Below are 14,793 nucleotides of genomic sequence, written 5' to 3' on the forward strand. Positions count from 1 at the left end.
CAGGGCTCCTCCCCCGGCAGGACCTCGTGGACCGTCAGGCGGTCGCGATCGCCATCTCCTGCGGCGACCTGCCCGCCACCGCCTCGGCGAGCAGAGGCGTGAGGTGCTCCAGCACGTACGTGGTGCTGAGCGGCGTGAGGAAGTAGATGGCGCCGGCCAGGACGGGATCGGTGAACACCGCCCGACCCTGCTGGACGGCGTCGAGGGAGCGCAGCGTCCCGAAGTCCAGGAGCCGGTCCACCGCTCCCTCCTCCTCGGTCGCGAACACCACGACGTCGGCATCGAGGAGGTCGGTGCGTTCCGCGGAGATCTGCGCCTGCTGTCCCGCCTCGGCCGCCCACGTCTCCAGACCGGGGGTCATCCGGAACCCCAGTTCCGTGAGGAAGTCGGTGTTCACCCCGTCCGGGTAGACGTACAGGACACCCTCGTAGGGCTCGCCCTGCGAGAACGTCGCCTGCTTGCCCGCGAACTCGGGGTGTGCGGCCGCCGTGCGGGCGTAGGCGTCCTCGACCTCCGCGACCAGGGCGTCCCCCGCGGCGGACCTCCCGACGGCGCGGGCCACCTGCCGGGTCTGGTCGGCCCAGTTCGAGAAGTACTTCTCCGAACCCGCGATGCTCGTGACGGTCGGCGCGATCGCCGTGAGCTTGTCGTACTGCTCCCGGTCGAGCCCGGCGTTCGTACCCACGATGAGGTCGGGGGCCAGGGCGGCGATGCGTTCGAGCTGCAGGCCGTCGGACTGGCTGAGGACCTCCGGTTCCGCGCCGCCCAGCAGGTGTTCCGCCCACGGCCACACGGCGTGCGGTCGTTCCCCGTACCACTCGGTGGTGGCGACGGGGACGACCCCGAGTTCGAGCAGGACGTCCTGCTCCGTGAGTCCCACCACGACAACGCGGCGGGGTTCGGCGGGCACGACCGTCTCGCCGAACTGGTGCGCCACCGTGAGGGGGAAGGCGTCCGTCGCCCCGCCGGAACCGGCGGGCGCCGACGCCTCCGCCCCCGACTGCGACTCCGCAGCACCGCAGGCGGCGAGAGCGGTGGACGCGGACGCCACCGCAGCGAGGGACAGGACGGTGCGGCGGGTGAGGGCCGAGCGCCCACGAGACGGAGGGGTGATCACACCGACACAGGTTAGCCTCACCTTGCCTACCGTGACCACCCCTTGCCGTCAGCTGGGCTGGGCCGCCCCGACGTAGACGCGGTCGGTCGGCTGGCGGCGGTCGAGCTCCGCCTGCGTCGCCGCCGGGGTCGTCGTCTTCTGGGTGAGCAGGAGCGGAGCTCCGGTCTCCGCGGCGAACGGCCCGGCGGCGAGGGCGTCGGGGAAGTTGTCCCCGACCGCGAGGACGGCCGAGGTGCTGGTGGGGAAGAACCGGCGTCCCACGGCGACGGACGTGGCGTACCGGTCGGCGCCGGCGAGACGCTCGAAGGTCGCGCCCTGGAAACCGAGGGTCTTGATCTGGTCGAGCACGGCGCCGGAGACCGCCTTCTCGTCACCGAGGACGATGAAGCGGCTCGGCTTCAGCGGCAGGAACTCGTCGGTCAGCGCGGCGCGGATCGGCTCGGGCAGGCTGTTGGGGCGCACGAGCAGGACGGGCGCGCCGATGCTGCCGGCCGCCGCCGCACCCGAGAGCGCGTCGGGGTAGTTCTCACCGGTGGCGAGGAACACGGTGTCGGGGTCGTCGAAGAGGATCTGCGCCACGACGGCCGAGGTGTCGTAGCGGTCCTCTCCGGACAGCCGCAGGGTCGAGTACCCGAGGCGCTCCAGCGACGTCTCGACCTCGGCGCTGACCGACGACGTGCCGCCGACGATGTAGACGCCGAGGGGCTCGCGGGCCTTGAGCTCGGCCAGCGTGGCTGCCGGGAGCGTGTACCGGCCGGTGAGCAGCACGCGGCTCTGGTCGGCCCCGGCGGCGGCCGCCGCGGCGAGCGCGTCGGGGAAGTTCTCGCCGGTCGCGAGGAAGACGGGGGCGTACTGCGCCCCCTCGAAGGCCTGGGAGACGGCGGCCGCCGTCTCGTAGCGGTCGTTGCCGGCGAGGCGCTTGTCGGCGGCCTGGGCGGCGGGCGCGGCGGCCAGCGCCAGGACGGTGGACGCGGCGAGCACGGTGAACAGACGGCGGCGGTGCGGCACTACTTCTCCTCGGGTCGGGCGGTCCGCGCAGCCTGGCACGAGCCCGGAACCTGCTGTGCCGGAACAGTGAGAAGCGCCTGTCCGGCCCAGTCGTCTCTCAGGAGAGCGACGAGACCTGACCTTCCGCAGTCGCCTCGTCGTCGCGACGGAGCCCCACCGTCGACCGTCGAGCCGCCACGACCCCGGCCAGCAGGAGCACCCCCACCGCCGCGGGCAGACTGCGGTAGACGAAGAACGCGTGGATCTGGGAGTGGTTGCTCAGCACGCAGTACCAGGCCGGGACGACGAGCGCCGGGAGGGCGACCGCCGCGAAGATGGCAAGGCCGCGGAGCCCGTGGCGCACCAGCGTCAACGCGACGAGGACCGCGAGCAGCCCCGTCGAGGCCACCACGACGGGGACCGCCGTGACGGAGTGCTCGGTCCAGTAGGTCCAGTTCGCCGTGACGCCCGCGCCGAACGCGTGGGAGACGTCGCCGCCGTCGAGGCGGAACTGACTGACCTCCTGGACGCGGGAGAACACCGACAACCCCTGCCCGAGCGCCCCGATGAACCAGCGGAACACCCACGTGAACCCGAACGCGACCGGCCACGCGGCGCCGACGGCGAGGACGGTCCGCCAGGTCTCCCGCACGTCGCGGGCCGTCGCGTGCGCCACGGCGGCGGCGACCGCCGCACACAGCGCCCACGCCATCGGCGGGACGGTGAGCAGGTCCATGTAGCAGAACAGCGCCGCCGAGAACCCCGCCCCGAGGACCGCCGCCCGCCACCCGCGCGAGGCGGCGACCGCCGTCACCGCGACCCCGGCCGCCACCGTCGCCAGGGCGATGCCGTGGGTGAACGCCCTGTCCGGCATGGCGAGGGCGTTCGTCGTCGCGGCGATCGGCAGGAACAGCGCAAAACCCGCGACCGCACCGAGCCGGCGCGTCACCGCGAGGAACGCCGCCAACACGGCGGCCGCGAACACCCCCGTGACGACGAGGCGCAGGCCGGGGACGTCGGTGAGGGCGAGCACGGGGCGGGTGAGGATCGAGTACCCGGACCAGTAGCGGAAGTAGGTGGCCGGCGTCTGGAAGTCCTCCCCCGCGGCGAGGCGCTGGATCTCCCCCTTGCCGTCGTCGCAGGAGGACAGCCGCGGACCGCCGGTCGTGAGGTTCCACAGGCTGCGCGGGTCGTCCGGCGTCGTGACGCCGTACCCGAGTTCGGCGCACTCGGTGAAGCGGTCGGCGGTGCCGCCCACCCCGTCCGGACCGTAGGGGGCGCCGTAGTCGCCGGTCTGGATGGCCTGGGCGAGGTGCTTGATGATCGGCTCGTTCGGGACGGCCTGCGCGCCCATGAGCAGGACGAAGAACACGACCTGCAGGGCGACGAGACCCGCGACGGCCTTGGCGGCGAACCTCAGCACGCCGTTCACCGACGGGCCGCGCGGTCGTGGCGGACGTCGACCTCGGGGGCCGGACGCACGCCGTCGAGCAGCGTCAGCGGGCTGGGGTACTCGAGGTAGACGAGGCGCGACGCCTCGTCCGAGGCGTGCCGGACGGCCTCGAGGATGACGCCGACCGCCGTGACGACGACCGCGATCATCATGAGCGCCGACGCGAGGATGGCCGTCGGGAAGCGCGGGACGAGGCCCGTCTGCACGAACTCCACGACCACCGGGATGCCCAGGACGACAGCGACGAGCGCGATGAACCCGCCGAGGAGGGAGTGGACGAGCGTCGGCCGCTCGTACCGGGCGAGCCGGACGATCCAGCGCAGGATCGCCCACCCGTCGCGGTAGGTGCGCAGCTTGCTGGCCGACCCCTCCGCGCGGTCCTTGAAGCCGACCGGGACCTCGGCCTGCGGGACGCGCAGGTTGACGGCGTGCACCGTGAGCTCGGTCTCGACCTCGAAGCCGCGGGAGATGGCGGGGAAGGACTTCACGAAGCGACGCGACATGACGCGGTACCCGCTGAGCATGTCCGTGACCGACTCCCCGAAGACCGTGGAGACGACCTGGTTGAGCATCTTGTTGCCGGCCGCGTGCCCGCGGCGGTACGCCGTGACCGTGCTGGCCCGGCGGGCCCCGACGACGTGGTCCAGCCCCTCGGTGATCAGCTTCTGAACCAGCTCCCCCGCGACGGAGGCGTCGTACGTGTCGTCCCCGTCGAGCAGGACGTAGACGTCCGCCTCGACGTCGGCGAAGGCGCGGCGGATGACGTTGCCCTTGCCCGGCCGCGGCTCGTACCGGACCAGCGCGCCGTGCGCCCGTGCCACCTCGGCGGTGTCGTCGGTGCTGCGGTTGTCGTAGACGTAGACCGTCGCCTCCGGCAGCGCCGCCAGCACGTCGTCGATGACGTGGCCGACCGCGGCCGCCTCGTTCAGGCACGGGAGGATCACCGCGACGTGCGGAACGGGGGTGGGCGGGTGGGGCATGGGAGGAGCGTAAGGGAATTACCCGAGCTGACCCGAGACCCTAGGTCCAGAGCATCGCCCGCCGCGCCTTCACAGACGGACAAAAGCGCCCCCGCTACCACTGACGGGGACGCATGGCCCGGGAAGCCCATCGAACGAAGAACACCTGGCTTGGATACCGACGACCTCAGAGGACGCGTCACGACAACGACAGAACGCCGCGGTAGCACAAGCTACCGCGGCGTCCAGTCAGGCGATCAGGAGACGGCGTTCTTCGCGCTCGCCGCCGATGCATCGATACCCTGAACCCGCTGCGTGATCGTCAGCGCGTTACCGGTGACGATGTTCCCCGCGGTCGTCACGGACCACGAACCGTCGGCCGCCGCCGTGACGCTGTAGGTGCCATTACCAGCGGACGACCCCGCACCGGTAGCGGTACCCGTTGCGACAACAACGGTAACGGTGGCCCCCGGGATCGCATTGCCTGCAGCGCCCGAGACGATGTTGGTCGCCGTGGTCGCGGTGATACCGCCAGCGGCCAGCGCCGAAGGCACGACGGCCGAGGACGACGGAATCGTGTTAACCCCGACGGCCGAGCTAGGAGCCCATGCCTGCGGCGTGCTGTTCGTGTCAGTCACGCCCGACACGTTGCTCACGGTGTTCGGGTACTGGATTCCAGCATTAGTACCCGCAGCCGAGATAGCGGGGGCACCCGTCACCGCGATGGAGAGAACATTGTTGTTCGTACCGGTCCGCGTGAACGTTGCATTCACGCCGTTCGTCAACGAGCCAACAGTGTTCGACGTGTTGCCGTCCGTAAGGGTGACACTCGCGTTGGCGGCCGGCGCAGACAGCGGCTCGTTGAACGTGAAAGTGAGGGTGTCACCATTGTTGACGGTGTTGTCGGCCGAGCTTCCTTCCTGGAAGGAGCTCGAGACGGCCACGGGAGCGCTCGGAGCCGCGCTGAGAGACCCGCTGACGTTGCCCACGGCGAGGCTGGCCGACGAGGCCGACGCGTCGCTGTAGACGGCCCCGACCGTACCCAGGGTACGAACCTGGTAGACGTAGGTCCCGGTAGCCGGGGGCGTGATGTCGATGGTGCCCGCGGTGCCGGAGTAGCTCGGGGTGGCGTCGGTCCAGTTGCCCCAAGTGCCCTGAGTGCCGTTGGTCACCGTGGCCACGCGGTACTGCGCCGCGGCAGAGCCGGACACAGCAGCCGTGGGCAGGCCTGAAGTCGCCGCCGTGTAGGACAGACGCAGGCTGTCCGGCACGTTGTCGAAGTTGGTGTCCCGGAGCGCGGCGCTGACGCCGGTGGGAGCGGCCACCTTGTCAGCGGTCAGTGCGAAGGCCACGTTCCGCGTACCCGCAGCAGCTGCCTGGGTGTAGTTGGAGACCGTCACCGTGTCGCCCACACTGAGCTTGTTAACGAAGTCCGAGTACGTCGAACCGGTGTAGGTGTCGCCCGACTGGAAGTTGAACAGCGCAGCAGCCCCGCCACCGGTGTTACCGGTGAAGCTGCCGTTGCCCACCGAAGTCACGGCCACGGTGTAGGAAGCAGCAGCCGCCGCCTCACCCGGAACCAGCGTCACCTGGCCGCCAAGACCGAAGGCGGAGACGGGCGCGCCAGTGCTGTCGACCTGAAGGGCTCCAGCGGAATTGGCCGCCGCGTAAACGAGCGGAACTGCGGTGCCCGTCGTGTTGGCCCCGGTTGCACCGACACGGAAGGTCACCTTGCCGTTGACGACAGGCACGCTGTTGAGCGGGCTGGTCTGAACCCCGTCGATGCCGTTGTAAGACACGATGCGGGTAGCGCCCAGGTCATCGGTGGCCGTAGAGAAGTCGGCCAGGTTGAAGCCAGACTGCTTCGGGAAGGTCACCCCAGTCGTACCGACCGGGAAGCTCGGGTCGACAAGACGGATCGAAACCGCAGACACACCAGCCGGGACCGTGGCGGTGTACTCAACGTAAGACGTGCTGTCGCTGGCCGAGTACGACTTCGACGAGATGCTCGTGTTGCCCGTCGGAGCAACGGTGATCGTCTGGTTCGACGTCACGTTGCCGCCACCCGCCGTCTTGGCGGCAGTGGTCAGACCAGCCGGAACACTGTTCGCGTCCCCGAACACGACTGCCTTGTTCAGGGTGCTCGCGTTCGCCGTGAGGTAGTTCGTGGTCCCGGTACCAAGCGAGTTGGTGCCCAGGGTGAGGAGGATCGGCGCCTTGTTCAACGCAGCCCACGGGCCCGCGGCCAGCGCGTCGATCTTGTCGCCGTTAGCGATCGTGGCCGTCGTGCTCTGGTACTTGCCCTGCTGAACGCCGTATTCGGCGATCTTCTGGGCGGTCAGCGAGCGGTCGTCACCGGCGATGGTGGTGACCGTCGCACCGAGGGCGGTGACGGCGTTCTTCACCGAGTCGGTGATGGCGTTGCCCAGGACGACCACGTTCTTGACGCCACCGGAGGTGATGGCGTTCGCGGTGGCCGACGGCAGCGAGGAAGCGTTGGTCAGCAGGACCGGGGTGCCGTCGAAGGACAGCGGGGAGGCCGCGAGAGCGTCGGCGGAGACCTGGCCGGCGAGGAGGTCCGCGCGGGCGAGGAACACCGTCGACGACTTCGTGCTGCCGAGGTTGTAGATCGCGGCGGCGGTGGCGAAGCGGTCCGCACCGGAGACGACCTGGACCTGGAGGCCCGCGGCGGTCATCTGCGCGAGAGCGGTCGCGTCGACGGAGTTGGAGTCACCCAGGACGATGGCCTTGGTGGCGCCGAGCGTCTTGATGGCGTTGACCGTGTAGGTCGGGACGCTGCTCTTCTGCGTGAGCAGGATCGGCGCGTTGTTCAGACCAGCGGCGTAAGCACCGGCCTGAGCGTCGATCGCGCGGTCGCCGTTGGCGACGACGACGGTCTGCGAGCCGCCGGGGAACGCCGCGGTGGCGATGCGAGCGGCGGTGTCGAAGCGGTCAACACCGGAAACCTGCGAAGCGGCGGGGTCGAAACCAGCTGCAGCCTGGGCCGGCATGGCGGCGAAGCCAAGGCCGGACAGACCAACAAGAGCCGCGACGCCGGCCCCGATACCACGCCGGCGCAACCGGGAGGTTGCTGCGGTCACGATTGCCTCCAAGGCATGTGAAAGTGATGTTCCCCCCCGTGAGGGGCCGGCCCGGTTTCGGGCCTGCGACACCAGCCGCTCCGCTACTCAGCGGAGTGACCCGGTGACAGATCTGAACGTACACGAGAGTCACACCAGCAACACGGGGAGTAACGGAAGATCTCTGCGCGGACCGGCGTGTCGGGTGGCGCACACGGGCTGTGACCTGCGGTTTTACGTCTCACAGGTATTGGTTACAGTTTGGTAACGGGCAGCCTCACCCGTCTCGACGGCCCCAGGTAACCCATCTGGAGTAGTCACACGGGATGGGGTCACCACCCACGCACGAGCCATGACGCTCTGTGGCTCATGTGGGTGACCCACTTCGGACCATGCTCCTGCTGACTCCAACGGGTGGTCGTCGCAGTCTGTGACGGCGGCGATCTTGGGTTGGCTCCCTCGTGAACCGGCCCAACGGGACCGGGTGTCACGCAGTCGGGCGATCCAGCGGGTGGACCCGCCCGTCGAACCCCTGGCCATGACGTTTCACCAGCACGCCTGGCGGGCGGCCCTCTCGGCCGCCGTGCTCGTCGTGTCCGCCCCGCTGCTGGTGGTGGCGTCCGCGCACTGGCGCGACGGACGCCCGGTCCTCCTCGCGGCCGGGCTCGCCTGGCTGGCCGTCACCGTCCTCATGCCGTTCCTTTCGCTGAAGGGCACCCGCACCGGCGTCGTCCGCTTCACCTTCTCCGCCACGCTCTGGGGCACCGGCACCGTCCTGGCCGGCGCCTTCCCGGCCGCGACGGTCGGGCCGGTGCCCTTCGCGCACCTGGCCCACGCGGTCTCACTGGCCGGTCTGGCCCACATCGCGTTCCAGCAACTCCGGCACGCCCGCGTCGCGGGGGACGACCAGCCCCTCCTCGTCGAGGCAGCTCTCTTCGGCACCGTCATGGCTGCCCTGGCCTGGGACGTCTTCGGCCGTACCGGCCACGTCGGCGACGGCTGGTGGCAGGCGAGCGCCTCGCTCGTGGTGCTCATCGCGTCCTTCGTGGCGGCGTCCGCCGTCGTGCTGGCCGTCGAGCACGGCGCCCTGCGCCTGGCCTGCTTCGGGCTCGGCCTCGCGGCCGTGGCCACCGAGGTCACGGCCGTCACGGCCGCGCACTCCCCCCGCGCCGCGGACGTCGCCGTCCTCGTCGCCCTCGCCGGTGGCCTGCTGCTCCTCGCTTTCCAGCCGCGCGGCGGGTTCGTCCGCCACGGCGGGGTGGCCGTCACCCAGGCCGCCCGCCGCCTCCGGCTGGCCGTGACGCTGCCCGGCGCGGCGATGCTCCTCGACATCGCCGTCAACGTCGTCGACCCCCGCGTCGACGGGCTGCTCTCGGCTTACTACGGCGCGGCGATCGTCGCGGCTGCGGTCCGCCAGGCGGCCACCGCCCGCGCCATCGACCGCACCCGCCAGACGCTGTCCTTCCAGGCCCAGCACGACCAGCTCACCGGCCTGCAGAACCGGACGGCCCTCGCCGACGCCCTCGTCGAACCCGACCGCACCCAGTCGCTCGTCATCCTCGAGGTCAGCGGCCTCGACGATGTCACCGACGTCCTCGGCGTGGCCGTCGGCGAGGACGTCCTGCGCGCCGCCGCAGCCAACCTGCGGGAGCACGTCATCCCCCTCGGCGGAAGCACCTACCGCGTCCGCCACGACGAGTTCGCCGTCCTCCTGCCCGGCGGCCCCGACGAGTCCGTCCGCCACCTCCCGCACGTCCTGGCCGCCGTCAGCGCCGCCCCGCTGCAGGTCCCCGGCGCCGGCCGGTTCCCCGTTGCGGCCGTCGCGGGTGTCGCCCGCGTCGACCCGGGTGCCCGCGCGGCCGGCGACGCGACCCTGCCGCTCGTCCATGCCGACCTCGCCCTGCGCGACGCCCGCAGCAACCCCGGCCTCCTGGGCTGGTCGGTCTACTCCGGCGCCGTCGCCGCCCAGCACGCCCGCCGCCTCCTCGTCCGCGAGCGCCTCGCCTCCGCCGTCGCCGAGGGGTGCATCGACGTCCACTTCCAGCCGATCGTCGACTTCACCACGGGCCGCGTCGTGAAGTTCGAGGCCCTGGCCCGCTGGGACGACCGCGAGCTGGGCCGGGTCTCCCCCGTCGAGTTCGTCGCCGTCGCCGAGGAGTCGAACCTCGTCGTGGCCCTGGGCGAGCACGTCCTGCGCCGCGCCGTCAGCACCGCGCACGCCGCCGGGGTGTTCGACGCCGAGGTGCGCCTCGCCGTCAACGTCTCCGTCGTGCAGCTGCAGTCGCCCGGTTTCGCCGACGTCGTGCGCGAGATCCTCTCGGACTACCGCATCCCGGCCCAGCTGCTGACGCTGGAGCTCACCGAGTCGGTCTTCCTCGACTCCGACTCCCCCGCCGAGCGCGTCGTCACCGACCTCGCGCGCCTCGGCTGCCAGATCGCCATCGACGACTTCGGCACGGGCTACTCGGCCTTCGGCTACCTCGACCGGCTGCCCGTCCACGTCCTGAAGATCGACCGCTCCCTCACGCAGTCGCTCACCGGCGAGGGCAACGGCCGCTCCGTCGTCACCGCGGTCGTCGACCTCGCGAACAACCTCGGCCTGACCGTCGTCGTCGAGGGCGTCGAGACCGACGAGGAGGCCGCGATCTGCCGCTCGATGCGCGCGGGCCTGGGCCAGGGCTGGCTCTACTCCGCGGCCGTCACGTCCGACCGGATCGTCTCCGAGCTCGAGCGGGAGTACCCCGTCTCCCCCGAAGCCGTCCGCTGAGCATCACCAGACGTCCCCGGAGCGCCACTCGCAGACCAGCTCCTGGTCCACGTCCCACGCCCCGGCCGGGTCGAGGACCCGGACTCCGCCGTCCTCGTCCGGGGTGCGCTGCGCCCCGGTGACCGTGAGCACCGACAGCGGACCGCGCCACACCCGCCACCCCCGCCGCTCGTACAGCGGGGCGCCCTCCTCCGACGCGGCGAGGAACCCCACCCCGTGCCCGGCGACAACGACCCGCTCCAGCGCGCCCATGACCTCCGACGCCAGCCCCCGCCGCCGGTGCGACGCGGCCACCGCCACGTTCTCGACGTACCCCACGGGCAGCGCCCGCCCCCCGACGAGGAACTGCCGTCGCACGACCGCCCCGTGCCCGACGAGCACGCCGTCGTCGTGGGCCAGGACGTGCCACCCGCCGAAGCCGTGCTCGAAGTCCTCATCGGTGAAGTCCCCGAACGCGGCGTCCAGCAGGGCGCGCAGCTCGGTGCGGGTGGCGGCGGACAGGTCGGCGGTGTGGCAGGCGGTGAGCGTGGTCACGGGGACAGCGTGGCGGGACACCTCCGCACTGCGCGACGTTCCGACACCTCGCGGCCTCCGGAGTGTCGGAACGCAACGCAGTGGAAGTGCTCCACAGGGACGGAGCGTGACGCCCGCCGGGTGGGAGAGGCTGCGCCGCATGCACGACGCCGCCCGCCGCGCCACGCTGCGAGCCCGCGGCGTCACTGACGGACAGCTGCGAGCGGCCGCCTTCCGCTCGCCCTTCCGCGGGGTCCACGCGGACGCCTCGGTCCCACCGAGCGTCGAGCGCCGCATCCGCGACGTGGTCCCCCTCCTGCCGCCGGACGGTGTCATCGGCGGGTGGGCCCGCCGCGTGGTGGCACGGCGCCCGCGACCTGGACGGGGTGGCCCGTGACGGTGCCCTGCCCGTCCTCGTGTGCGTGCCCAGGACGAGGTCCGTGAGACCCCGCCCCGGCTTGCGGATCCTGCGCTCGGACCTGGCCACCGATGAGGTGAGTGTGGTCCGGGGCGTCCCGGTGACGAGCGCCGTGCGCACCGCCGTCGACCTGGCCCGACTGAGCGGGGAGCCCCGGCGGGGCGTGGTCGCCGTGGACGCGCTGTGGGCAGCGGGTGCCACCACCGGGCCTGCCGTCCTCGCGCACCTCGGTGAGCGACGCCTGCGCGGCACCCCGGTCGCTCGCCGCGCCGCCGAGCTGGCGGCGGTCGGTGTCCGCTCCCCGCAGGAGACGGAGCTGCGGATGATCTGGACGCTGGACGCCGGCCTGCCCCAGCTCCTCGTCAACGAGCGCGTCGTCGACGAGGGGGGACGGCACCTCGGCCGCGTGGACCTGCTCGACGAGGAGGCCGGGCTGGCGGGCGAGTACGACGGGCGCGGGCACCTCGCACTGGAGGTGGCGACGGTGGACGACGTGCGCCAGGAGGGGTTGGAACGTCACGGACTGGTCGTCGCCCGGTTCACCGCGATCGACACCCGTCCGGCGCACCGGCGCCGCACCATGCACCGGCTGCAGGACGCCTACCGCCGCGGGCTGGCGACGACCGGACCACGCCGGTGGCACGTCGCCCGTGTGTGACGTTCCGACACCCCGCGACGCTGCGGAGGTGTCGGAACGCAGCACATCAGCGGCGGGTGTCCTCCACCACGAACCCACGGTCCAGGCCGTAGTCGGACAGGTAGTCGCGCACGGCGCGGACCTGCGTCGACCCGATGCCGTCGACGCTCAGGAGGATCTCCGTCACCTCGCGGCGGAACTCGCGCAGCGACACGGGGCGCTGCGTGTTGGAGGCGGCCGGACGGCGCTGCTCCGGCGGCGGGCCGCTGCGGCGGGACTCGACCTTGACGTCGGAGGCCTTCGGGCCGCGCTCGCCCTCACCGAGGGTGAACTCGACGACCGCACCCTCCATGGGGCCGTCGTCGGTGCCGCCCACGACGTCCTTGAAGTGGAAGAAGACGTCGTCCGGCGCTTCAGGGCTCCGGATGAAGCCGAACCCGCGCTCCTCGTCGTACGAACGGACCTTGCCCTTGGCCACTGCACCCACCACTTCCAGCTGATCGAGACCGTGCGGGGTCCATCCTCCCGCACCGTGGGAGTGGTCAAGTCCACGGCACCGTGCGCCGACACCTCCACCATGGCCTCCTCGCTCGCTCCGACGCGCCCCACGCCGGGTCGCGTCGTCGGCGGGCTGGCCATGCTGGTGCTCGCGGGCGCGCTGACGGCGCTGGCCGTCGCGCTGCCGGGCGTGGTGCGGACCCCCCTCGTGGCGATCGGCGCCGCGGCGATCACGGCCGCGGCCCTCGCGCTGATCGTCCTCTACAAGGGCCACAACTCCCACAAGTACCTCGGCGCCGCGATGCTGTGGGGGCTCGGCGCCCTCACCGCGGGCCTGTTCCCCGGGACGGACCTCGGGCCGTTCCCGGTGTCCCTGCTGGCCTTCGCCCTCGCCGGCGCGGGCCTGCTCGTCGTGCTGCTGCAGCTGCTGGTGCGCGCCCGCGCGGGCAGCGACGACCCGCCGCTCGTCGTCGACGCCCTCATGCTCGGCAGCGCCCTGGCCACCGCCGGCTGGGACGGGTTCGCGCGCACGGGCCACCAGGGCCCGCCCGGCTGGTCGGCCGCCGTCGTCCTCGTGCTCGTCGTCAGCTCCCTCGTGGCGTGCTCGGCCATTGCCCTCGCCGTCGAGCAGCCGCGGCTGCGCGTCGCCGCCGTCGGCCTGACGGTCAACGGCGTCGGGACGGCGCTCGCGGCCGTCTGCTTCCACCACCAGTCCGTCGTGGCGTACGTGGCGTGCGCGCTGGCGGCGGTCGGCGGAGGCGTGGGGCTGCTGCGCCTGCCCCGCGACGGCGTCGTCCGGCACGGGGGCCAGGCCGCCGAGCGCGCCGCGCGCCGCCTCGAGACCGCCTCCCTCGTCCCCGGCCCGATCCTGCTGATCGACCTCGTGCTGCTCGTCGTCGACCCCCGCGCCGACTCGGTGCTGTACGGGTTCTACGTCACCGTCCTCGTGACGTTCACGATCCGGCACGCCGCGACGGCGCGGTCCATCGACCGCACGACCGCGCACCTGACGTTCCAGGCGCTGCACGACAACCTCACCGGTCTCGGGAACCGGGCGCTGCTGGAACGCGCGCTCACCGAACCCGACCACGCCTCCTCCCTCGTCCTCGTCGAACTCGTCGGTCTCGACGACATCAACGACGTCCTCGGCGTCAGCGCCGGTGACGCCGTCATCGCGGCCGCCGCCAAGGAGGTCGGGTTCGTCGCCGAGGAGCTCGGGGGCGACGCGTTCCGCACGGCCGGCGACGAGATCGCCGTCGTGCTGCCCGGCGACCCCGCCCAGGTGCTGCGGCACGCCGAGCGCGTCGTCGCCGCCGTCACCTCGGCCCCGCTGACGGTCCCCGGTGCGGCGAGGTTCCCGCTGTCGGCCGCCGCCGGTGTCGCGAGCTGCCCGTTCGGCGACGACTACGACCCCACCGACGTCATGAAGCCGTTCGTGCAGGCCGACATCGCCCTGCGCGACGCCAAGCACCTCGGGCCAGGTTCCATCTCGGTGTTCACCGGGTCCGTGGCCGCCGAGCACGCCCGCCGCAGCCTGCTGCGCGACCGGCTGACGCAGGCCGTCCGCGACGGGGAGGTCGACGTGCACTTCCAGCCCGTCGTCTCGTTCACGACGGGCCGCGTCGAGAAGTTCGAGGCGCTCGCCCGCTGGGAGGACCCCGTCCTGGGTCGCATCTCCCCGGTCGAGTTCATCGCGGTCGCCGAGGAGTCCAACCTCGTCGTGGCCCTGGGGGAGCACGTCCTGCGTTCGGCCGTCCGCTCGGCCTACGAGGCCGGGGTGTTCTCCGTCGGTGTCGGCGTGGCCGTCAACGTCTCCGTCGTGCAGCTGCAGTCACCGGGTTTCGCGGACATCGTCGTCGAGCTCGTCGAGCAGTACCGGATCGCCCCGCACCTGCTGACGCTCGAACTCACCGAGTCGGTGTTCCTGGACGAGGACTCCCCCGCCGAACGCGTCGTCACCGAACTCGCCGGCCTCGGCTGCCAGATCGCCATCGACGACTTCGGGACGGGCTACTCGGCGTTCGGGTACCTCGGCCGGCTGCCCGTCCACGTCCTGAAGATCGACCGTTCCCTCACGCAGTCGATCACCGACGACGTCAACGGCCAGTCGGTCGTGACGTGCGTCGTGGACCTCGCGACGCGGCTCGGGCTGACCGTGGTCGTCGAGGGCGTGGAGACCGAGCAGCAGGCCGCGATCTGCCGGTTCATCGCCGCCCCCCTCGGCCAGGGCTGGCTGTACTCCCCCGCCGTCCCGCGCGAACTCCTCGGGGAGCAACTGGCCCGCGTCTACCCGGTGCCGGAGCTCCTGACGGTCGACGGCGCCTGAGGAACCCGCGGTATCTAGACTGTTCCGGGTAGCTGGGG

General features: G+C 71.9%; 11 protein-coding genes. 4 read left to right on the forward strand and 7 right to left on the reverse strand.

The window, feature by feature from the left end; genetic code table 11:
• Window positions 1–34: 34 nt before the first annotated feature.
• The 5 genes from ACFEMC_RS19760 to ACFEMC_RS19780 all read right to left on the reverse strand — a co-directional run bounded on the left by ACFEMC_RS19760 (window position 35) and on the right by ACFEMC_RS19780 (window position 7,617).
• The gene (locus ACFEMC_RS19760) at window positions 35–1,117 is read right to left on the reverse strand and encodes an ABC transporter substrate-binding protein (protein ID WP_380171204.1); all 1,083 of its coding nucleotides are present in this window, start codon (window positions 1,115–1,117) and stop codon (window positions 35–37) included.
• A 48-nt stretch (window positions 1,118–1,165) separates the two neighbouring features.
• On the reverse strand, window positions 1,166–2,125 hold the full coding sequence (locus ACFEMC_RS19765) for a cell wall-binding repeat-containing protein (RefSeq protein WP_380171205.1): 960 nt from the start codon (window positions 2,123–2,125) through the stop codon (window positions 1,166–1,168).
• A 97-nt stretch (window positions 2,126–2,222) separates the two neighbouring features.
• The gene (locus ACFEMC_RS19770) at window positions 2,223–3,527 is read right to left on the reverse strand and encodes a hypothetical protein (RefSeq protein ID WP_380171206.1); all 1,305 of its coding nucleotides are present in this window, start codon (window positions 3,525–3,527) and stop codon (window positions 2,223–2,225) included.
• A 5-nt stretch (window positions 3,528–3,532) separates the two neighbouring features.
• Complete coding sequence (locus ACFEMC_RS19775; RefSeq protein ID WP_380171207.1) at window positions 3,533–4,537, reverse strand: glycosyltransferase; 1,005 nt, start codon at window positions 4,535–4,537, stop codon at window positions 3,533–3,535.
• Window positions 4,538–4,773: 236 nt separating this feature from the next.
• Window positions 4,774–7,617: a cell wall-binding repeat-containing protein gene (locus ACFEMC_RS19780; RefSeq protein WP_380171208.1), complete on the reverse strand. Its 2,844-nt coding sequence runs from the start codon at window positions 7,615–7,617 to the stop codon at window positions 4,774–4,776.
• A gap of 490 nt (window positions 7,618–8,107) precedes the next feature.
• Between ACFEMC_RS19780 and ACFEMC_RS19785 the strand changes: the two genes are divergently transcribed.
• Window positions 8,108–10,363 (forward strand): putative bifunctional diguanylate cyclase/phosphodiesterase, encoded by a 2,256-nt coding sequence (locus tag ACFEMC_RS19785; protein ID WP_380171209.1) that lies wholly within the window; start codon window positions 8,108–8,110, stop codon window positions 10,361–10,363.
• A 3-nt stretch (window positions 10,364–10,366) separates the two neighbouring features.
• Here the strand turns inward: ACFEMC_RS19785 and ACFEMC_RS19790 are convergent, their stop codons facing one another.
• Window positions 10,367–10,897: a GNAT family N-acetyltransferase gene (locus ACFEMC_RS19790; RefSeq protein WP_380171210.1), complete on the reverse strand. Its 531-nt coding sequence runs from the start codon at window positions 10,895–10,897 to the stop codon at window positions 10,367–10,369.
• Between the two features lie 106 nt (window positions 10,898–11,003).
• On the opposite strand from ACFEMC_RS19790, the gene ACFEMC_RS19795 reads away from it, so the two are divergent.
• Together ACFEMC_RS19795 and ACFEMC_RS19800 are read left to right on the forward strand one after the other, a co-directional pair.
• Window positions 11,004–11,273 (forward strand): hypothetical protein, encoded by a 270-nt coding sequence (locus tag ACFEMC_RS19795; RefSeq protein WP_380171211.1) that lies wholly within the window; start codon window positions 11,004–11,006, stop codon window positions 11,271–11,273.
• 43 nt (window positions 11,274–11,316) lie between these two features.
• Window positions 11,317–11,952 (forward strand): hypothetical protein, encoded by a 636-nt coding sequence (locus tag ACFEMC_RS19800; protein ID WP_380171212.1) that lies wholly within the window; start codon window positions 11,317–11,319, stop codon window positions 11,950–11,952.
• A gap of 46 nt (window positions 11,953–11,998) precedes the next feature.
• Here the strand turns inward: ACFEMC_RS19800 and ACFEMC_RS19805 are convergent, their stop codons facing one another.
• Window positions 11,999–12,409, reverse strand: coding sequence for a cold-shock protein (locus ACFEMC_RS19805; protein WP_380171213.1), 411 nt, complete (start codon window positions 12,407–12,409; stop codon window positions 11,999–12,001).
• Window positions 12,410–12,463: 54 nt separating this feature from the next.
• On the opposite strand from ACFEMC_RS19805, the gene ACFEMC_RS19810 reads away from it, so the two are divergent.
• A complete protein-coding gene (locus ACFEMC_RS19810; protein WP_380171214.1) occupies window positions 12,464–14,755 on the forward strand; it encodes a putative bifunctional diguanylate cyclase/phosphodiesterase in 2,292 nt (763 codons plus the stop codon).
• The last annotated feature ends 38 nt before the right edge of the window (window positions 14,756–14,793 follow it).

The sequence above is a fragment of the Kineococcus sp. DHX-1 genome (genome assembly GCF_042473625.1).
GTDB lineage: Bacteria > Actinomycetota > Actinomycetes > Actinomycetales > Kineococcaceae > Kineococcus.